Origin of the sequence: Limnohabitans sp. INBF002 (assembly GCF_027924905.1) — a bacterium.
In the GTDB taxonomy this organism is placed as follows: Bacteria; Pseudomonadota; Gammaproteobacteria; order Burkholderiales; family Burkholderiaceae_C; genus Limnohabitans.
Genome location: NZ_AP027055.1, coordinates 1 through 20,848, shown reverse-complemented (window position 1 = coordinate 20,848; position 20,848 = coordinate 1). Strand labels below are relative to the sequence as shown.

At 56.4% G+C, this 20,848-nt stretch carries 16 protein-coding genes; 4 read left to right on the top strand and 12 right to left on the bottom strand.

The window, feature by feature from the left end; genetic code table 11:
• Positions 1-2: 2 nt before the first annotated feature.
• The 8 genes from QMG15_RS00080 to QMG15_RS00045 all read right to left on the bottom strand — a co-directional run bounded on the left by QMG15_RS00080 (position 3) and on the right by QMG15_RS00045 (position 7,839).
• Positions 3-923: a ParB/RepB/Spo0J family partition protein gene (locus QMG15_RS00080; RefSeq protein WP_281788941.1), complete on the bottom strand. Its 921-nt coding sequence runs from the start codon at positions 921-923 to the stop codon at positions 3-5.
• Positions 913-1,464: an alpha/beta fold hydrolase gene (locus QMG15_RS00075; RefSeq protein WP_108359489.1), complete on the bottom strand. Its 552-nt coding sequence runs from the start codon at positions 1,462-1,464 to the stop codon at positions 913-915. Before QMG15_RS00075 ends, QMG15_RS00080 begins: the two co-directional genes overlap by 11 nt.
• Before the next feature lie 18 nt (positions 1,465-1,482).
• Entirely contained in the window at positions 1,483-2,280 is a 798-nt protein-coding gene (locus QMG15_RS00070; RefSeq protein WP_281788940.1) for an AAA family ATPase, read from the bottom strand.
• Between the two features lie 30 nt (positions 2,281-2,310).
• Positions 2,311-2,922 (bottom strand): LysE family translocator, encoded by a 612-nt coding sequence (locus QMG15_RS00065; protein ID WP_281788938.1) that lies wholly within the window; start codon positions 2,920-2,922, stop codon positions 2,311-2,313.
• 30 nt (positions 2,923-2,952) lie between these two features.
• Positions 2,953-3,645 (bottom strand): 16S rRNA (guanine(527)-N(7))-methyltransferase RsmG, encoded by a 693-nt coding sequence (gene rsmG / locus QMG15_RS00060; protein WP_281788937.1) that lies wholly within the window; start codon positions 3,643-3,645, stop codon positions 2,953-2,955.
• Positions 3,645-5,684, bottom strand: a complete 2,040-nt coding sequence (gene mnmG / locus QMG15_RS00055) for a tRNA uridine-5-carboxymethylaminomethyl(34) synthesis enzyme MnmG (protein WP_281788936.1) — start codon at positions 5,682-5,684, stop codon at positions 3,645-3,647. Before mnmG ends, rsmG begins: the two co-directional genes overlap by 1 nt.
• Positions 5,685-5,758: 74 nt before the next feature.
• Entirely contained in the window at positions 5,759-7,153 is a 1,395-nt protein-coding gene (locus tag QMG15_RS00050; RefSeq protein ID WP_281788935.1) for a sensor histidine kinase, read from the bottom strand.
• Complete coding sequence (locus QMG15_RS00045) at positions 7,150-7,839, bottom strand: response regulator transcription factor (RefSeq protein WP_281790150.1); 690 nt, start codon at positions 7,837-7,839, stop codon at positions 7,150-7,152. Before QMG15_RS00045 ends, QMG15_RS00050 begins: the two co-directional genes overlap by 4 nt.
• A gap of 62 nt (positions 7,840-7,901) precedes the next feature.
• Here QMG15_RS00045 and QMG15_RS00040 point away from each other — a divergent pair, with 62 nt between their 5' ends.
• A complete protein-coding gene (locus tag QMG15_RS00040; RefSeq protein WP_281788934.1) occupies positions 7,902-9,182 on the top strand; it encodes an efflux RND transporter periplasmic adaptor subunit in 1,281 nt (426 codons plus the stop codon).
• Positions 9,179-12,268: a CusA/CzcA family heavy metal efflux RND transporter gene (locus QMG15_RS00035; RefSeq protein ID WP_281788933.1), complete on the top strand. Its 3,090-nt coding sequence runs from the start codon at positions 9,179-9,181 to the stop codon at positions 12,266-12,268. Before QMG15_RS00040 ends, QMG15_RS00035 begins: the two co-directional genes overlap by 4 nt.
• A 16-nt stretch (positions 12,269-12,284) precedes the next feature.
• On the opposite strand, the gene QMG15_RS00030 is transcribed toward QMG15_RS00035, so the two are convergent.
• Positions 12,285-14,531: a heavy metal translocating P-type ATPase gene (locus QMG15_RS00030; RefSeq protein WP_281788932.1), complete on the bottom strand. Its 2,247-nt coding sequence runs from the start codon at positions 14,529-14,531 to the stop codon at positions 12,285-12,287.
• A 34-nt stretch (positions 14,532-14,565) separates the two neighbouring features.
• Here QMG15_RS00030 and QMG15_RS00025 point away from each other — a divergent pair, with 34 nt between their 5' ends.
• Positions 14,566-14,760, top strand: a complete 195-nt coding sequence (locus tag QMG15_RS00025) for a cation transporter (RefSeq protein ID WP_108402849.1) — start codon at positions 14,566-14,568, stop codon at positions 14,758-14,760.
• 121 nt (positions 14,761-14,881) lie between these two features.
• Complete coding sequence (locus QMG15_RS00020) at positions 14,882-15,367, top strand: Spy/CpxP family protein refolding chaperone (protein ID WP_281788931.1); 486 nt, start codon at positions 14,882-14,884, stop codon at positions 15,365-15,367.
• Here the strand turns inward: QMG15_RS00020 and gyrB are convergent.
• From gyrB to dnaA, 3 genes are all read right to left on the bottom strand, one after another.
• The gene (gyrB, locus tag QMG15_RS00015; RefSeq protein ID WP_281788930.1) at positions 15,364-17,928 is read right to left on the bottom strand and encodes a DNA topoisomerase (ATP-hydrolyzing) subunit B; all 2,565 of its coding nucleotides are present in this window, start codon (positions 17,926-17,928) and stop codon (positions 15,364-15,366) included. The genes QMG15_RS00020 and gyrB overlap by 4 nt on opposite strands.
• Before the next feature lie 69 nt (positions 17,929-17,997).
• A complete protein-coding gene (gene dnaN / locus QMG15_RS00010; protein WP_281788929.1) occupies positions 17,998-19,104 on the bottom strand; it encodes a DNA polymerase III subunit beta in 1,107 nt (368 codons plus the stop codon).
• Positions 19,105-19,335: 231 nt separating this feature from the next.
• Positions 19,336-20,748: a chromosomal replication initiator protein DnaA gene (gene dnaA / locus QMG15_RS00005; protein ID WP_281788928.1), complete on the bottom strand. Its 1,413-nt coding sequence runs from the start codon at positions 20,746-20,748 to the stop codon at positions 19,336-19,338.
• Positions 20,749-20,848 lie beyond the last annotated feature (100 nt).

Here is a 20,848-nt window from a genome sequence, read left to right as displayed (position 1 = left end):
TTTTACGATTTGCGAAGTTTGTCGATCAGTCCGTTGAGTTCATCAAGCGATCCAAACTGAATCGCCAACTCGCCCATTTCTTCGACTCTGCCATGACGCTTGACGCGCTTTTTAACGCGCACTTCAACTTGCGCTGTGAGCAAATCGGAAAGCTCTTCTTCGATGCGTTTGATGTCGCGTGATTTTTCGCTTTTGGGTTTTTGCGGCACGAGGTTGAATTCGGCGCTGAGCTTTTTGACCAGGCTTTCGGCTTCGCGCACCGACATTTTCTTGGCGCTGATTTGATTGGCTGCAGTGATTTGCGTCCCGCGGTCCAGCGCCAACAAAGCACGGGCATGGCCCATGTCAATGTCGCCCGCCATGAGCATGGACTGCACGGGGTCGGCCAAGTTGAGCAAGCGCAGCAAATTGCTGGCGGCGCTGCGTGAGCGGCCCACGGCTTGGGCGGCGAGTTCGTGCGTGAGGCCAAACTCTTTGATGAGGCGTTGCAAGCCTTGCGCTTCTTCGAGCGGGTTGAGGTCTTCGCGCTGGATGTTTTCAATCAGCGCCATCGCCGCGGCAGCTTCGTTAGGCACATTGCGCACCAGCACGGGCACAGTGTCAAGGCCGGCTAACTTGGCGGCGCGGCTGCGACGTTCACCCGCGATGATTTCGTATTTGCCAGCGTTGGGGCCATCGGTGAGCTGACGCACAAGGATGGGCTGCATGATGCCTTGGGCTTTGATGCTTTCGGCCAACTCATACAAAGCACCCTCGTCCATGCGCGTGCGTGGCTGGTACATGCCGGGCACCATTTGGGTGAGCGGCAAGGTGCTGGGCAAACCGTCCGCAGCCGCCGCTTGTGCAGCCATGCTGTCGTCTACTTTGGGGCCGAGCAAGGCTTCAAGGCCGCGGCCTAAGCCTTTGGGTTTTTTAGTGACCATGGGTAACTTCTTCTTTGAGTAAATCTTGTAACAAGGCAAAGCCTTCGGGCCAATCGCCCAAGTTGGCGTCGGCATTGATGTGGCCGCTCATGCCGCAATCGACCATGCGCGAGCCCCACGCGTGCGCCAAAGCACTGGCGCGCATGAAGCTGCAATAAGGGTCGTTACGGCTGGTGGCCATCACGCTGGGGAACGGTAAACGCGCGCGCGCGATGGGGCTCCAACTGTGGAGCATCTGTTGCATCTCGGCGCGCTCGACATCTGCAGGTGCCACCAACAATGCGGCTTTGACACGGTGTGTTTGCAACGAATGTGCGGCCCACGCCGCCACCAACAAACAGCCCAAGCTGTGGGCCACCAACACGGCGTCCGGGTTGGCCAACACGGCTTCTTCCAGCTGCATCATCCAGTCACCACGCAAGGGCCAATCCCAGCTGTGCTGCTCCACACGCACGTAGCCGTGCGTCTGCTGCCACAGGCTTTGCCAGTGGGTGGGGCCGCTGTTGTGCCAGCCGGGCAGGATAAGAACTGAAGCCGTCATACGGATGCGGTTTTGGACTTAGAACGCTTTGACGCGTTCCACCATTTCTTGCGCAAAGTCGACAAACGCGTGGCTGCCTTTGGCCGAAGGATCAAACACAACGCCGGGCAGACCATAGCTGGGAGCTTCCGCCAAACGCACGTTGCGAGGAATAACAGCGCTGAACACTTTGTCGCCAAAGTGGTCTTTGAGTTGGTCGCTCACCTGTTGCTGCAAGGTGATGCGTGGGTCAAACATGACGCGCAAGAGGCCAATGATTTTGAGGTCGCGGTTGAGGTTGGCATGCACTTGCTTGATGGTGTTGACCAAGTCGGTCAAGCCTTCAAGGGCAAAGTATTCACACTGCATCGGCACGATCACGCCATGCGCGCAGCACAAGCCGTTGAGGGTGAGCATGGAGAGCGACGGGGGGCAATCGATAAGAATAAAGTCGTATTCCGCATCCACGGCAGCCAAGGCTTGTTTCAATCGGTTTTCGCGGCGCTCCAGAGACACCAGCTCCACTTCGGCACCGGCCAAATCGCGGTTGGCACCCAACACGTCGTAGGTTGGAATTTTGGCGCGCACGCCCTCTGTGCCCCAGTTGCTGCGGATGCGCGCTTCGGCCACCGTGGCCTCTTCGAGCAACACGTCGTAGACCGACAGCTCCATCTCACGCTTGTCCACGCCCGAACTCATGGTGGCATTGCCCTGTGGGTCAAGGTCGACCATCAACACGCGCTGGCCAACGAATGCCAAACCTGCAGACAAGTTGACGGTGGTGGTGGTTTTACCCACACCGCCTTTTTGGTTTGCAACGCAAAAGATTTTGGCCATACAGAGCTTTCGAAAGAGACAGAAAAATTATTAAAACAGCGCCAACTTCAGGCCAAAACCCATGAGCAAGGTGCCCGCTACTTTGTTGAGCATCACGCTCACCATCGGATTGGCGCGCACGCGCTTGGCCAAATGGTGGGCGAGCAAAACAACCACCAACCCATAAAGAAAAGTAAGCGCCGCAATGGTGATGGCCATAAAACCAAAGGTGACCAAACCTTGATGAACCGCCGGGTCTACAAACAAAGGAAAGAAAGCCATGTAAAACACAATCGCTTTGGGGTTCAACACCGTGATGAACAGCCCTTGGCGAAAGTAGTGATCGGGCTTCATATTCAACACGGGCGCATCACCCGGCTTGCTGTTGAACAAGGAATAGCCCAAACCCAACAAGTAAGCAGCACCCGCCCATTTGACCGAGCTGTACAAACCAGGATAGTTGATGAGCACCGCCGACAAACCCGCCACGGCCAACCACAACAACACCTGGTCACCCGCGATCACGCCCAGCGTGGCGGCCAAACCCGAACGCACCCCACCCTTGCCCGTTGCGGTGAGCAAGGCCAAGTTCCCGGGGCCTGGAATGGCCAAAAAGACAATGATGGCCACGACGAAAGCGCCGTAGTCCGCGATACCGAACATAGAAGACTCAGATTTATAACTGAGGGAAGTTTAACCGCGCATCCAGATGATGCAGCGCTCGGCATCTAAGCCGGGCACCTGAAGCTGTTCCACGTGAAACACTGTGACGCTTTCTGGCAACACAGCCAACTCAAGGTCTGGGTGTTTGCCCTTCATCGCCATCCACACGCCATGCGTGGCCAGGGCAGATTTGGACCATGTGGTGAAGTCCACCAGCGAAGCAAAAGCACGAGAACAAACCACATCGTAGGGCTGGGTCAGGCTTTCGACCCGTGCATGCAGACCCTTGAGATTGGGCAACCTCAAAGTCGCCGCAACCTGCTGAATGAAGGCGGCCTTTTTGGCCACCGTATCCACACAAGTCACCGCCACATCGGGGCAAGTGATGGCAATGACGATGCCGGGCAAGCCAGCGCCCGAACCCACGTCGAGCAAGCTGAACTTCGGATGAGTCACGGCAAGCGTCGAGGCCTCACCTTGTTCTGCCGAATTTGGCACAGCCAACTTGGTCAACTCGCGGCGCAACGGCGCAACAACCGCCAAGCTGTCGAGCAAGTGATGGGTGAGCATTTCGTTGGCATCACGCACCGCCGTCAGGTTGTAGACCTTGGTCCACTTGGCGATCAAATCCATGTAAGCCAACAACTGGGCTTGCTGGTCACCGGACAAAGGCAAGCCCAAATCGTGAAGCCCCTTTTGCAGAGCTGGCAACAAAGGATGCATCAGACGGCCTCGGTCGAATTGTTGACAGCAGACTCTTGAGCAAAACCTTTGACACGCGATCGCTTGAGGTGAATGAGCAACAAAGAAATGGCCGCAGGCGTGATGCCCGACAGGCGCGACGCCTGCCCCAGGGTTTCGGGTCGCTGGCGACTCAGACGCTGACGCACCTCAAACGACAAAGCGGTGACTTGGTTGTAGTCCAAGTCTTCGGGCAACTGTAGGTTTTCGTAATTGGCAGCACGCGCCACCTCGTCGCGTTGGCGGTCGATGTAACCAGAGTATTTGGCAGCAATCTCGATCTGCTCAATGACAGCTCGGGTTATTTCACGTGAAACCTCGTCACCCGCCAAGGCGTCTACAAGCTCTTGGTTCTGGTGCTTGGCATCATCCAAAGACATCAGACCTTGGTAACTCACATCGGGGCGGCGAAGCAAGTCGGCCAAGTTGTATTCACGGTCAATGGCCTTGCCCAGCACACGCTCGGCTTCTGCCACCGACAAGTTACGAGGGTTGACCCAGATCGATTTAAGGCGCTCTGTTTCACGTGAAACAGCATCTCGTTTGCGGTTGAAAGCTTCCCAGCGGGCATCATCGACCAGGCCCATTTGGCGGCCAATCTCTGTCAAGCGCATGTCGGCGTTGTCCTCGCGCAGCTGCAAGCGAAACTCGGCTCGGCTGGTGAACATGCGGTAAGGCTCGGTCACGCCCTTGGTGGTGAGGTCGTCCACCAACACACCCAAGTAGGCTTGGTCGCGGCCCGGTGTCCACGCACCGCCAAAGTCGTTGGCGGCGCCGGCCAGGCTGCGGCACTGCAAAGCAGCGTTGATACCGGCAAACAAACCTTGGGCCGCCGCCTCTTCGTAACCCGTGGTGCCGTTGATTTGTCCGGCAAAGAACAGGCCACCGATGGCGCGGGTTTCGAAACTGCGCTTGAGTTCGCGCGGGTCAAAGTAGTCGTACTCGATGGCGTAGCCGGGGCGAATGATGTGGGCGTTTTCCAAGCCCTTCATGGAACGCACCAAGTCGTACTGGATGTCAAACGGCAAACTGGTGCTGATGCCGTTGGGGTAATACTCGTGGGTGGTCAGGCCTTCGGGCTCTAAGAAAATTTGGTGGCTATCTTTGTCAGCAAATCGGTTGATCTTGTCTTCCACACTCGGGCAGTAGCGGGGGCCGACGCCCTCGATCTTGCCGGTGAACATGGGGCTACGGTCGAAGCCGGAACGGATGATGTCGTGCGTACGCTGGTTGGTGTGGGTCACCCAACAAGGCATGTGCTGCGGGTGCATGGACGGACGCCCCATGAAGCTGAACACGGGCACTTCGCCCAGCACGCCCGCCGACGGAGCACCCGTCGCCGTCTGCGAAGCAACCCCATCACCCGGCTGTTCGGCACATTGGCTGAAGTCAATCGTGCGGCCATCGATGCGCGGAGGCGTGCCCGTTTTGAGTCGGCCCTGTGGCAGCTTGAGTTCTTTGAGTCGAGCCGACAAGCTGACGGCAGGCGGGTCACCCGCGCGGCCACCGGCGTAGTTGTTCAGTCCGACGTGGATCTTGCCGTCCAAGAACGTGCCAGCCGTCAGCACCACGGTGCGGCTGCGGAATCGAATGCCCGCTTGTGTGCAGGCGCCCACCACGCGGTCGCCCTCCACCATCAAGTCGTCCACCGCTTGTTGGAACAGCCACAGGTTGGGCTGGTTTTCCAACATGCGGCGAATGGCGGCTTTGTACAAAATGCGGTCGGCTTGGGCACGGGTCGCACGCACAGCCGGGCCTTTGGAACTGTTCAAGATGCGAAACTGAATACCGCCCTCGTCCGTGGCCAAAGCCATGGCGCCACCCAAAGCGTCCACCTCTTTGACCAAATGGCCTTTGCCAATGCCGCCAATGGACGGGTTGCAGCTCATCTGGCCCAAAGTTTCGATGTTGTGACTTAAGAGTAAAGTTTTAGCCCCCATGCGTGCCGCGGCCAACGCGGCTTCGGTGCCAGCGTGACCACCGCCAACGACGATGACATCAAACTCTTCGGGGTACAACATAAAACCAACCTTTGGGTGTGCACAAGTGCGAGGCCTCAGGGTTGTGCGCCGCCCTTTTAGCCGAGGGGGCGATTTTACAAGGGCTTGTTCAAAGTGATGCTGACGCGCAAGCCGTGGGGGCTTTCGGTTTGCATGGTCACTTTGGCGCCGAGCAATCGCACATATTCACTGACGATGGCCAAACCCAAACCCGAGCCCTCTTTGAGGGCCTCACCCGCTGAGCCCTGCACCCACCGTTGCGTGAGCTTTTTGAGCTGCTCAGGCGACACGCCAGGGCCGTTGTCAATCACCGCCAACACCACCGCTTGCGGGGCATCCACCACCGACACCGTGATGTGGCTTTCGCCATCAGGCGCGCGGCCATAACGCAAGGCGTTATCGAGCAAATTATTCAACACGCCTTCTATCAAAGCCGCATTGGCAAACGCCCACACGGGTTGTTCAATGCCACGCGCGCCCAGGTCAACACCGGCAGCATCGGCTCGGGGCAAAAAGCGCAACACCGCTTCGCCCACCAGCGCATCGATGGCGACAGGCGTTTGTTCTAAGGTGTGTTGCGCTTCATCCGCCAAGGCCAGTGCCAACAACTGGTCGACCAAATGGCTCGCCCGTTCTTGGCTTTGTGCGATGCCAAGCAGCTGCTCGCGCCACACCTGTGGATCGCTTTGACGCAGGCCGTAATCGGCCAAAGCCCGAATGCCAGCGAGGGGCGTGCGCAACTCATGCGCCACATTGCCCGAGAACTCGCGCTGCGCTTGCACACTGTGCGCAATGCGCCCCAACAACGCATTGATGGCTTGACCCAAGCGCTGCACATCACGCGTGGTCGCGCTGACAGGCACAGGAGTGAGGTCACGCGCGTCGCGGCGGCCCACGGCATGTTCAAGGTCAGCGAGCGGCACCAAATCGTCTTCAATTGCGCGCTGCAACCAAGCAGCCAAACCCATGAGCAACAGCAGTTGCGGAACAATAGAAAACGTGAGCAAGCGCTGCAACAAGTGATCGCGGCTGGCCGTGGTTTGAGCCATCACCACATAAAAATTACCCGGATGCTCGCGGTAAATGGTGACGCTGCGCAACACACGGCCTTGGTATTCAATGGCATCGAAATGCGGTTTTAAATTGTCGTCAAACTGCGGCGGACGCAACCCGGCATGACCTGCCAACAAAGCGCCGCTGGGGCTCAGCACCGCAAAGTACAACGATTCACTTTGGTCAAACAAAACCGTGCTCATCTCTTGGGCGGAGAGACTCAGATCCAACGCGCCTGACTCGCCCGTCACACGGCGTACGTGGCTGGCCACCAAATAAGCATCGTCTAGCAAAGCACGGTCAAACGCCTGCTGTGCAAAGTAAGAAGCAATGCCCACGACCAACGCAGAGCCCAGCAACCACGTCACCGCCAGCGGCACCAAGACATGACGCAACAAACGGTTGCGCAACGAGGGTTTGCTGTGCGTGGCTTTCATGGCTGCTCTTCCAAGACATAGCCAATCCCACGCAAGGTGCGAATGGTGGCACCGCTGTCTGCCAATTTTTTACGCAACCTGGAAATGAAAGCCTCTAAAGCGTTATCGCCCAAAGCCTCATCAAACCCCGAAAGCTTGTCAGACAACACACGCTTGCTCACCGCGCGGCCCGGTGGCATCATCAACTCGCACAGCACCTCAAACTCACGTGCGGGCAAGGCCAAATCGGCATCGCCCAAAAAGACCCGATGATGCCTGCGGTGCAAACGCAAGTGGCCCACTTGCACTTCGTCATCCACGCCCTGACTGCGGCGAACCAAGGCACGTAGACGGGCCTCGACCTCTTCCAAATCAAAGGGTTTGCCAAGGTAGTCGTCTGCACCAGCGTCTAAGCCGGCAATGCGTTCGTCGGTGCGGTTACGCGCCGTCAACACCAGCACCGGTGTGCGGTCGCCACGGGCACGCGCTTCGCGCAAAAGCTGCAAACCACTGCCTTGTTGGGCATGGGGCTGGCCGTTGAGCGGCAAATTCAAATCCAGCAATACCGCGTCATAGGCCTGCACTTGCCAGTAGTGCGCGCCTTCTTCCAAATGGCTGGCAGCGTCCACGCGATGACCCGCATCGCTGAGGCTGCGCAGCATGACCGCTTGCAACACGGCGTCGTCTTCAATCAACAAAATTCGCAAGTGAGACCCAAAGAAATATGAAGTCAGGGGCTGGTCAGCCACGATGAACGATAAACCTGTCTATGAGCATACGACAGAACCCGCAAGACCGCTTGCGCCAAACCATCCGCAACTTGTTAGACACCCCCGCCAAGCGCTACGGCGCAGCTGGCGGCTTGGTCGCACTTCTGGTGGCGGCCTATGCCTTGCTGAGTCAAGAAGCCCCCACCAAACCACCCGCGCCTCAACCCATCGTGCAAGGCCAACAACTGCGCTTTCCCGCAGGCCACCCACAGCTGGCCCTGCTAAGCACCGTTGAAGCCAAAGCCGCCGAAAGCGTGACCATTGAATTACCGGCGCGCTTGGTGTGGAACGAGGAGAGGACCCAACGCATTTACCCCGCCTTCGCAGGCCGCGTGTTGACCCTCAACGCCGACATTGGTCAGAGCGTCAACGCGGGTCAAGTGTTGGCCACGTTGGCCTCGCCCGAGTTTGGCGCGGCCCAGGCTGACACCGCCAAAGCCATGGCCGATGCCCAAGTGGCCGACCGCGCCTTGGCACGTCACCAAACTTTGTTTGAGGCGGATGTCATCTCGCGCAAAGAGCTCGACCTGACCGAAGCCGATGCCATGCGCGCCCGTGCCGAACTGGCTCGCGCCCAAGCACGTACCCGCATGTATGGCAGCGCCAATGGCGTGAACCAACAACTGGGCATTTCCGCCACCGTCAAAGGCGTGATCGTCGAACGCAACCTCAGCGCGGGCCAAGAAGTGCGCCCCGACCAAGGCGGCCCTGGCAACCAAGCCCTGTTTGTGGTGAGCGACCCCAGTGTGCTGTGGGTGCAAATTGATGCACGGGAATCAGACACGGCGTCACTCAAACCTGGCACCAAAATTTCGCTGACCTTGCCCAACTTTCCCGGCCAAACCTTTGAAGCCAAGATCACCGCGACCGGTGACTTCATTGACAGCAACACCCGCTCCATCAAAGTGCGCGCCGTCATCGACAACGCGCAACGCACGCTCAAAGCCGAAATGCTGGGCACCGCCCGCATCGAACGCAAGCTGAGTGCTGGCGTGTTGGTGCCCGCCAGCGCCGTGCAACTGCGCGGCATTGAACACTGGGCCTATGTACAAACCGAACCCGGCGTGTTTGAACCCCGCCGCGTAAAGCTGGGCTACGAAGGCTTACAAGAAGTGCTCATCGTCGATGGCGTACAAGCCAACGAACTGGTGGTGAAAGAAAACAGCTTGCTGTTGGCCCGTGAGTTCCGCAACGCCCAAGACGAGGCCATGCAACACACGCCAGCCCCCGGCTCTGCCGCGCCCGCCACTGCCACCGCCAGCAGCGCAGGTCACAAATGAAGCGTCTCATTGACTATGCGTTGAACCAGCCGCTGTTCATCCTGCTGGGCACCCTGCTGTTTGTGATGGCAGGCGTGTTCGCCTTTAAAAACCTGTCGGTCGAAGCTTTCCCCGACGTCACCGACACCCAAGTGACGGTGATTGCGCTCTACCCCGGCCGCGCCGCCGAAGAGGTGGAAAAAGAAGTGACCTTGCCCATTGAGGTGGCCCTGTCGGGTTTGCCCAATTCGATTCGCGTGTTCTCGCACACGCAGTTTGGTTTGTCGTTCACCGTGGTCACGTATGACGACAAGGCAGAGGTCAACCTCGCACGTCAACAAGTCAACGAACGCTTGAGCAGCGTGGACTTGCCCACAGGCGTGCAAGCCAACGTCATGCCCAACGCCACCCCTGTGGGTGAAGTGATGCGTTACCGCCTCAAGGGCGATGGCAAAACATCGACCGAGCTACGCACCATCCAAGACTGGACAGTCGAGCGCGCGTTGCGCCAAATCCCAGGTGTGGCCGACGTGGTGGGCATGGGCGGCTACATCAAGCAATACGAAGTGCAGCCCGACATGCAAAAGCTGCGAGCCTACAAGCTCACGCTGCAAGATTTGCAAGACGCCATGGGCCGTGGCAATTCCAACGCGGGTGGTAGCTACGTGGCGCAAGGCGCACAACAGTTCGCCATTCGCGGCATTGGCTTGCTGCACTCGGCGCAAGACATCGGCAACATCGTGGTCACGGCGCGCGGCAACACGCCCGTGTTGGTGAAAGACGTGGCCACCGTCGCCATTGGTGCCGTGCCTCGCTTGGGCACTGTAGGCCAAGACATGGACGACGATGTGGTGACCGGCATCATCATCATGCGCAAGGGCGAGAACCCCAGCGTGGTTCTGAAAGGCATCAAAGAAAAGCTCGTTGACCTCAACGAACGCGTGCTGCCCAAGGGCGTGCAAATCGTGCCGTTTTACGACCGCACCTGGTTAATGGGCAAGACCCTCACCACCGTGTTCAAAAACCTGGTGGAAGGCGCCTTGTTGGTGTCTTTGGTGTTGTACCTGTTCTTGTCCAACATGCGCGCTTCGCTGGCGGTGGTGGTGGTCATTCCACTCGCTTTGTTGTCCACGTTTTTGGGCCTCAAGATTTTGGGCGTGCCTGCGAATTTGCTGAGCTTGGGTGCGATGGACTTCGGCATCATCGTCGATGGTGCAGTGATCGTGATTGAAAACATCATGCACCGCTTGGCCGAGCGCGGCGAAGGCATGAACGAGAAAGAGCGGCGCACCCTCATCACCAATGCTGCCAGCGAGGTAGGACGCCCCACCGTGTTCTCGATGCTCATCATCATTGCAGCGCACATTCCTATTTTTGCGCTGCAACGCCACGAAGGCCGCATCTTCCAACCCATGGCTTTGTCAGTCACGACGGCGCTGGTGGGCTCGCTCATCTTCTCGCTGACCCTCGTGCCGTTGCTGGCCTATTGGATGCTGCGCAAGGGCATTCCACACGGTGACAACGGCGTCGTGTCTTGGGCCAAGCGCGTGTACGAACCCGTGTTGAACTGGGCGCTTGAGAAACCCCGCAAAGTGGTGGGCATTGCCTTGAGTGGTTTTGCCATCTCTGTTTTAGCCGCCGCCAGTTTGGGTTCGGAGTTTTTACCTGAGCTCAACGAAGGCACGTTCTGGGTGAACTGGGACATGCCTGCCAGCGTGTCGCAAGAAGAAGCGGCCAAGGTGCTGCGCAAAGCGCGCTTGCAACTGCTGACCATTCCCGAAGTGCGCACCGTCGTATCCAAAGCCGGTCAGCCCGAAGACGGCACCGACCCCAAAACCCTCAGCATGGCCGAGGTATTTGTGGATGTGAAGCCCGCCGAGGAATGGCGCAAAGGCATGACGCGCGATTTGCTGATTGAAGAAATGGACCAAAAGCTGGCCATCATTCCTGGCGTCGACCCTGCGTTCTCCATGCCCATTCGCGACAACGTGTTGGAGTCGATTTCGCAAATCAAAGGACAAATTGTGGTGAAAGTGTCGGGCGATGACTTAGACGAATTGCGCCGCACCACCGAAGCCATGCAACGCGAGTTCAAGCAAGTCGTGGGCGTGCAACGCGCCGAGATTGACCGCTTGGGAGAGGTGCCACAACTCATCGTTGACATCGACCGTGACCGCGCGGCACGTTTGGGCCTCAACGTGGGCGACATTCAAGACGTGATTGAGTCGGCCTTGGCAGGTCGTGCCACCACTGAGATTTGGGAAGGCGAACGCAAGTTCTCGGTCGTGTTGCGTTTGGCGGGTGACCGACGCTCGGTCATCAACCTGCCGGCCACGCCCATCGCTTTGCCCGGCGGCGGCTACGCCACGCTAGAAAACGTAGCCACCATTCGCCAAGGCAGCGGCGCGATGAACATCGCGCGCGAAGCCGGCCGACGCACCATGGCCATTGGTATCTTTGTGAAGGGCCGCGATATGGGCTCAGTCGTGGCCGACATGAAGGCACGCGTCGACAAGAACGTGAAGATTGCTGACAGTTACGCGGTCACTTGGTCGGGCGAATTTGAAAACCAAGAGCGCGCCATGCAACGCTTGGGCGTGGTGGTGCCGATTTCGCTGTTGCTGATTTTTGTGTTGTTGTTCGACGCCTTCGGTTCGTTCAAAACGGCAGGTTTGATTTTGATCAACGTGCCACTCGCTTTGATTGGCGGTTTTGTGGCGCTGTGGATTTTCAGCATTCCGCTGTCCGTCTCTGCGGCCATTGGCTTTATTGCGTTGTCGGGCCAAGCGGTGCTGAATGGCGTGGTGATGCTCTCGGTCTTCCAGCAGTTGCGCAATGCGGGCTACACCGTGATTGAGGCAGTCAAAGAGGGCGCTCTGCAACGCCTGCGTACCGTCTTAATGACGGCCATGCTCGCCGCGCTGGGCTTGTTGCCCATGGCCTTGAGCCACGACATCGGTTCTGAAACCCAGCGCCCCTTGGCCATCGTCGTGATTGGTGGCTTGGTCACCGCCACGCTGCTGACGCTGGTGGTGCTGCCCGCGCTCTACGTGTCGTGGTTTTCAACACCCAAAGCGTCAACGGTGAACGACAAGGCAAGCGCTTAAGTGCATCAACCAGCGATCAAGGTTTCCAACGCTTCAACAACAAAGCGTTGGTCATCACGCTGACGGAACTCAACGCCATGGCGGCACCCGCGACGACAGGGCTCAAATAGCCCATGGCAGCCAGCGGGATGCCTGCGGCGTTGTAAACAAACGCCCAAAACAAGTTTTGCCGAATCTTGGCGACCGTGCGCGCCGAGATGTCCAACGCACCGGCGACCAAGGCCACGTCACCGCGCATGAGAGTGATGCCTGCGGCTTGCATGGCCACATCGGTGCCACCACGCTGGCCATCTGCGTTGAGGTTGGCCATGGCCAAGCCCACATCAGCTGCAGCCAAGGCGGGCGCGTCATTGATGCCATCGCCCACAAAAGCGACCACATGGGGAGAGCCATGTGGGTTGTGTTGCAAGCGTTTCACCAACGCCGCTTTGTCACCGGGCATCACGTCGGCGTGTACCTCGTCTGAACGCAAACCCAAGCGTGCGGCCATGGCTTGTGCGGCACCCGCGTTGTCACCAGAGATCATCACCAAACGCAAACCACGCGCGCGCAACTTAGCCAAGGCAGCTTGCACACCCGGCTTGGGTTCATCGCCAAACGCGAGAACAGCGCGTGGCACGACCCCTTGCGCCGTTCGTTCAGCCAACACCGACACCGTGGCGCCCTGGGCTTGCAAAGCGCTCGCTTGCGCGAGCCATGCACCTTCTGGCAAAGCCAGTTCGGTCATCCAACGCAAGCTGCCAAGCAGCAAAGTGCGGCCCTGCACTACACCTTCGCTGCCAAAGCCGGGAACCGCCTTCGCGCTGTCAGGGGCTGCAAACGCCACGCCTTGGGCCTTGGCCGCTTGCACCACCGCATGAGCCAACGGATGTTCGCTGCCGCTTTGCAAACTCGCCGTGAGCGTGAGCAAGGTTTGAGTCTCTGCCGCCGAGTCAGACCCTGCAGTGGCAAGCAACGACAACAAACGCGGCTGACCCACGGTCAAGGTGCCCGTTTTGTCAAACGCGACCGTGTCCACCTTGTGCGCCACTTCTAAGGCCTGAGCATCTTTGATCAAGATGCCGTGCTTAGCGGCCACACCCGTGCCCGCCATGATGGCCGCTGGCGTAGCCAGCCCCAAAGCACACGGGCACGCAATGACCAGCACCGCGACGCAATGGATGAGCGACACCTCAAGGCTATGGCCCGTGAACCACCAAACCAACAACGTGGCCAAGGCCAGCACCAAGACCACTGGCACAAACACCGCAGACACCTGATCCACCAAGCGCTGAATGGGCGCCTTGGCCGCTTGTGCGTCTTCCACCAAGCGAATGATGTTGGCCAACACCGTGGCCGTGCCTGTCGCGCTGACGCGAATCACCACACGGCCTTCACCATTGATGCTGCCACCCGTCACGCGTGAATCCACCACCTTGTGCACGGGCAATGGTTCACCCGTGAGCATGGCTTCATCGACTTGCGTTTGACCCTCAAGCACCACACCATCTGCTGCAAAACGCTCACCTGGCAAGACGACCAAACGGTCGCCAAGCAACAGTTCTTCAATCGGAATTTCCAGCTCGCCATCTAGGGTGATCACGCGTGCGCGCGCTGGACGCAAGGCATGCAAAGCGCGAATGGCATCGGTTGTTTGACGCTTGGCGCGGGCCTCTAGCCATTTGCCCAACAACACCAAGGTGATGACAACGGCGGAGCCTTCGAAATACAAATGCACCATGGCCCCTGCTGGGGCGGTGAGCCACAACCACACGGACAACGCCCAACCCGCGCTGGTGCCCAAGGCAACCAACAAATCCATATTGCCACTGCCCGCCAACAGCGCGTGCCAACCCGCTTTGTAAAAGCGCGCACCCAACACAAACTGCACAGGCGTCGCCAGCAAAAACTGCCACAGCGCGGGCAACATCCAATGCTGACCCAAGGCATCGCCCAGCATGGGCAAAACCAATGGCGCACTGAGCAAGAGACCCAAAGCAACCGGCGAAAACCCCGCCCACGCACCTGCAGGTGCTTGCTCTAAATGCTCAGCCGCCAAAGGCTCGTAGCCCGCATCGCGGACGGCCCGCCGCAGACGGGCTTGCTGGGTTTGTTCATCCTCAGCAGCCTGCGAAGCAGCCCAAGTCACCCTGGCAGACTCGGTGGCCAAGTTGACACTCACCGATTCAACCCCTGGCAGTTTGGCAATCGCGCGTTCCACACGGGCCACGCAGGACGCACAGGTCATTCCACCAATACCAATATCGCAAGACAATTCAGACATAAGTTAAGGTTACATCTTTTACAAGGAGCAAATGATGGACAACACGTTTCAAGTTCAGGGCATGACATGCGGCCATTGCGAAATGGCCGTCAAAAAAGCCATTGCACGCTTGGATCCGGAAGCTAAAGTGGAGATTGACCGCAGCACAGGCAAGGTCGATGTGCACAGCACCAAACCACGCGAAGACATTGCACATGCCATTGCCGACGAAGGCTACCAAGTCGCGTAAAGGCAAAGCCACGCTACAAAACTTTACGCAACTTGTGCTGAGACGCACAGACGCGTTACACAGACCGTTCACAGTACGAACTTGACCGAGGCATTTCGCCTCTCACTTCAAGGAAGCTTCTATGACCCGTTTGAACACCACCCGTTTTGCACTGTCTGTTTTGTTAGCTGGAACTGCCTTGGCCGCTGTCGTGCCTGCACAAGCCCAACCCATGATGGGCGAAATGGGCGTCCACCACGATGAGGGCCGCATGCATGAACGCATGACCAAGCATTGGGAGAAGCGTCAGACAGAACTGAAAGCCAAGCTGCATTTAACGGCTACACAAGAGCCCGCATGGAATGCCTTTGTACAAGGCATGAAAATGCCCGCAAAGCCCCTCATGCAACCTCTTGATCGAGACGCCATGGCCAAGCTGAGCACGCCAGAGCGCATGGAAAAAATGAATTCGGTGCATGAAGCCAATTTGGCTGCCATGCAAGCGCACGTCAAACAACGCTCAGAAGCGACGCGTACGTTCTACAACCAACTGACGGCTGAACAGCAAAAGGTGTTTGATGCCGAAACCCTTCCAGAGCATTCACGCTGGAAGGGCAAGCGCGATTAAATATCGATGTTGGCAGCGCGCAAAGCGTTGTTTTCGATGAAGTTGCGGCGAGGCTCGACCTCGTCGCCCATCAACATGGTGAACACGCGATCGGCTTCAATGGCATCGTCAATTTGCACACGCAACAAGCGGCGAACCGTCGGGTCCATCGTGGTTTCCCACAGCTGCGCGGGGTTCATCTCACCCAAACCCTTGTAGCGTTGACGTGCCGTGGCGTTTTCGGCTTGACCAATCAACCACTTCATGGCTTGGCGGAAGTCAGAGACCTTTTCTTCTTTGGCTTTTTCACCTTCGCCGCGGTGTACTTTAGAACCCTCGCCCACCAAATCACGGAAGGTTTGTGCAGCTTCGGCCAAAGCACCGTAATCGGCACCGTGCACGAAGTCTTGGGTAATCACGCTGCTCTTGACGTTGCCATGGTGGCGACGGCTGATGCGCAAGATGGGTTTATCAGTACGCACATCAAACTCGCCCGAGGCTTCTGAGCCGCTGCCGAGTTCGCGCAATTTTTCTTGCATGGTCACAGCCGACTTTTCAGCGTCTGCCACGGTGTCGAGGTTGATAGACACACCATCCGCAATCGCGCGCAAGGCTTCTGCGTCCATGAAGCCGCTCAAGCGGGCAATGACAGATTCAGCCACTTGGTGCTTGCGCGCCAATTCGGCTAAGGTGTCGCCGCTCAAGGTTTGCGCATTTGCTCCGCCGGTGGTGATGCTGGCGTCTTTCAATGCAATGCGCAACAAGAAGCCATCCAATGCGGATGCGTCTTTGAGGTACAGCTCTTCTTTGCCTGCCTTGACCTTGTACAAAGGGGGTTGTGCAATGTAGATGTGGCCACGCTCGACCAACTCTGGCATTTGGCGATAGAAGAACGTGAGCAACAGCGTACGAATGTGCGCACCGTCCACGTCCGCGTCGGTCATGATGATGATGCGGTGGTAGCGCAGCTTGTCGACGTTGAAGTCATCGGTGGCCGACTTGCCAGACTCGGCACTGGCTTTGCCAATACCAGTGCCCAGGGCGGTGATGAGCGTCAAGATTTCGTTGCTGGTCAGCAGCTTCTCGTAACGCGCTTTTTCAACGTTCAAGATCTTGCCGCGCAAGGGCAAGATCGCTTGGAATTTGCGGTCACGGCCTTGCTTGGCTGAACCACCCGCGGAGTCACCCTCCACGATGTAGATTTCGCACAGCGCTGGGTCTTTTTCTTGGCAATCCGCCAGCTTACCGGGCAAGCCCATGCCGTCCAACACACCTTTGCGGCGTGTCATCTCACGGGCTTTACGGGCAGCTTCGCGGGCGCGCGCGGCTTCCACGATCTTGCCGCAAATGATCTTGGCGTCGTTAGGACGCTCTTGCAGGTAGTCGGTGAGCGTCTTCGCCACGATGTCTTCCACAGGCGCACGCACCTCGCTGGACACGAGCTTGTCTTTGGTTTGGCTACTGAACTTGGGCTCAGGCACTTTGACCGACAGCACACAGCACAAGCCTTCGCGCATGTCGTCGCCCGTGACTTCAACCTTGGCCTTTTTCGCGAACTCGTTTTCTTCGATGTACTTGTTGATGACACGCGTCATCGCAGCACGCAAACCAGTCAAATGGGTACCACCGTCACGTTGTGGAATGTTGTTGGTAAAGCACAAAACGTTTTCGTTGTAACCATCGTTCCACTGCATGGACACTTCCACGCCAATGCTGGTGCCAGGAATACCGCCATAGGTGTCCGCAGGACGATCACCTTCGGCATAGAACGCATTGGGATGCAACACCTTCTTGCCTGAGTTGATGAAGTCCACAAAGCCCTTCACACCACCCGCGCCAGAGAAGTCGTCTTCTTTGCCTGTGCGCTCATCCATCAAGCGGATACGCACACCGTTGTTCAAAAAGCTGAGTTCGCGCAAACGCTTGCTCAAAATTTCGTAATGAAAATCTGTGTTTTGCGTGAAAATTTCTGTGTCGGGCAAGAAATGAACTTCTGTGCCGCGCTTCTCGGTATCACCCGTGATGCGCATAGGGGACACTTCCACACCGTTCACCACTTCAATCAAACGGTTTTGTACAAAACCCTTGGAGAACTCCAAGGTATGTACCTTGCCATCACGGCGAACCACCAAACGCAATGACTTGGACAGCGCGTTCACACAAGACACACCCACACCGTGCAAACCACCAGACACTTTGTAACTGTTCTGGTTGAATTTGCCGCCCGCGTGCAATTCGGTCAAAGCAATTTCAGCCGCACTGCGCTTGGGCTCGTGCTTGTCATCCATCTTCACGCCTGTGGGAATACCACGACCGTTGTCAGTCACGCTGATGGAGTTGTCGCTGTGGATGGTGACCACGATGTCATCGCAATGACCCGCCAAAGCCTCGTCAATCGAGTTGTCCACCACCTCAAACACCAAGTGGTGCAAACCTGAACCATCGGATGTATCGCCGATGTACATGCCGGGACGCTTACGAACCGCCTCAAGGCCTTCCAAAATTTGGATAGAGCCTTCACCGTAGCCTTCACCGGCTGGAGGTGTTACTGGATTTTCAGGGGTTTGAGTGGGTTCGGTCATAGCAAGTCTTCGTGCGTGAGACACAAGCGCCTCACAATTTCAATCAGTAAAAGGGGAAACAACAACGCGTCAGATACGCATTGGCATCACCACGTATTTGAAGGTGGCGTTGTCTGGAATGGTGATCAATGCAGAGCTGTTGGAATCTGCCAAATCAACCTGCACCATTTCTTGGTCCATATTGGTCAATGCGTCGATCAAATAGGTCACATTGAAACCAATTTCAATAGCGTCGCCGCTGTAATCAATTTCAAGTTCGTCCACAGCTTCTTCTTGCTCAGCGTTGCTTGATGCCACGCGCAACACACCTGGCTCGAGGTTGAGGCGAACGCCTTTGAACTTCTCGCTGGTCAAAATCGCAGTGCGTTGCAAGGTGGCCAACAAAGCCGTACGACCCATGGTGATGGTGTTCTTGTGGTTCTTTGGAATCACGCGGTTGTAGTCAGGGAACTTGCCTTCGACCAACTTGGTCACAAACTCCATGCCCTCAAAAGTGAACTTGGCTTGGTTGCCTGCAAATTGCATTTCAATCGCGCCTTCTTTGTCGCTCAACAAACGCTGCATTTCCAGCACTGTTTTGCGCGGCAAGATGACTTCTTGGCGTGGCACTTCCACATCCAGCGTGGCCGAAGAAAAAGCCAAACGGTGACCATCCGTGGCCACCAAGCTCAACTGTTTGCCTTCTGCCACAAACAAAATACCGTTGAGGTAGTAGCGGATGTCATGCACAGCCATGGCGAATGACACTTGGTGCAACAACTCTTTGAGTGTCTTTTGTGGCACGCTGAAGGAAGGGCCAAAGTTGGCAGCTTCTTGCACCAGTGGAAAATCTTCAGCTGGCAGGCTTTGCAAGGTGAAGCGGCTTTTGCCACCCTTCAAGATCAATTTGTTTTGGTTGGACTCCAAACTCACGGTTTGATCCGAAGGCATGGTGCGCAAGATGTCGATCAACTTGCGTGCGCCCACTGTCGTGGTGAAGTTACCTGCATCACCATCCAGCTCGGCTGTGGTGCGAATTTGAATTTCTAAATCGCTGGTGGTGAGTTGCAATGCACTGCCTGTTTTGCGAATCAACACATTGGCCAAGATTGGCAATGTGTGACGACGTTCAACGATGCCTGCAACAGATTGCAGAACTGACAAAACCTTGTCTTGTGTTGCTTTCAGTACGATCATCTCTTCCTCTTGTTTTCTTTATTTAAATTAGTAGTAGTAGATAAGCAAAGCATCTTTCTGTGGACAACAGCATTTTCCTCTTTTTTTTCAAGCACTTGGGTTGACCCATAAGGTGTTGGCAAGCTTGCTTTTCTGCTGTCGTTCAAAACTGGATAACTTTATTTTTTCTACTTTTCTGTGGATAACTCTGGTGTTATCCAGAAACCATCCACAAGGTTGTTCTTTTGCTGATTAGCCCTTGAGTGTTTGTTCTAAAACGTGCAGTTGTTGGTTCAGGTCAGCCATTTGTTGACGCTCTGCCGTGATTTTGCGAACGGCATGTAGGACGGTGGTGTGGTCTCGTCCGCCAAACAGCTCACCAATTTCAGGAAGGCTCTTTTGCGTGAGTTCTTTGGCCAAGTACATGGCAATCTGACGTGGACGTGCAATCGAGGCAGGGCGCTTCTTAGAGTACATGTCCGCCACTTTGATCTTGTAATAGTCGGCAACGGTTTTTTGGATGTTCTCTACGGAAATCTGGCGATTCTGAATAGAGAGCAAATCACGCAGTGCGTCGCGAGCCAGTTGAATTGAAATTTCTTTTTGATTGAAACGCGAATAAGCCAAAATTTTGCGCAAGGCGCCTTCGAGCTCGCGCACGTTGGAACGCACGTTCTTTGCAACGAAGAAGGCCACTTCTTCAGGCATTTCAGAGCCTTCAGCGCGTGATTTACTGATCAAGATGGCCACACGCATTTCGAGTTCAGGCGGTTCAATCGCCACTGTCAAACCCGCATCAAAACGCGACACCAAACGTTCATGAATGTCGGTCAACCCTTTTGGATAGGTATCACTCGTCATAATGATGTGCGATTTTTTAGCCAGCAAGGCTTCAAATGCGTTGAAAAACTCTTCTTGGGTGCGTTCTTTGTTGGCAAAAAACTGAACATCGTCGATCAAAAGCAGATCTAACGAGTGATAACGCTCTTTGAATTCGTCAAAAGTTTTACGTTGATAGGCTTTAACCACATCAGAAACAAACTGTTCCGCATGGATGTAGAGAACTTTAGCCTCGGGACGTTCGGACAACAGCTTGTTGCCGACTGCATGCATCAAATGGGTCTTGCCCAAACCCACACCGCCATAGATGAACAAAGGGTTGTACAACTGCCCTGGCATGGTGGCCACATGCATCGCAGCAGCACGTGCCATGCGGTTAGCGGTACCTTCAACCAAGGTGTCAAAGGTCAAGGCTGTATTGAGGCGTGTACGAGGGCCGCTGGGAATACCCTCTTCAAGGCCCACAAAGCTTTCGGGCAAAGACTCAAGCTCTTGGGAAAATGAGACAGGCTTAATTCTGACGGGGGTTTCTTTGGGAGTAATCGCTAACTCCACTTGAATCGATTGCCCGCGCATTTGTTGTAACAAGCCTGCAATTCGATTGGCGTATTGGGCGCGAATCCAGTCTAATTTGAAGCGGTTGCCGACCAAAATAACCACTTTGCTGAAGTCTTCAGCGACGTTGGCGACCAGCGGTTTGATCCAAGTATTGAACTGCTGTTCGGGCAATTCTTGCGCCAATTGATCGACGCAGGCCTGCCACAAACCCTCACCAGAACCTGGTGGTAGGCTGTCGGCGGCAGAAGATGGAAGACCCTGGTTCATGCAATATTTTTTCTGTGGATAGCTGCCTCAAAAAGACAGGCAACTGGACACTTTATCAAAAAATTATCCACAGGTCACCTAAAACTGCGAGACTTTTAAA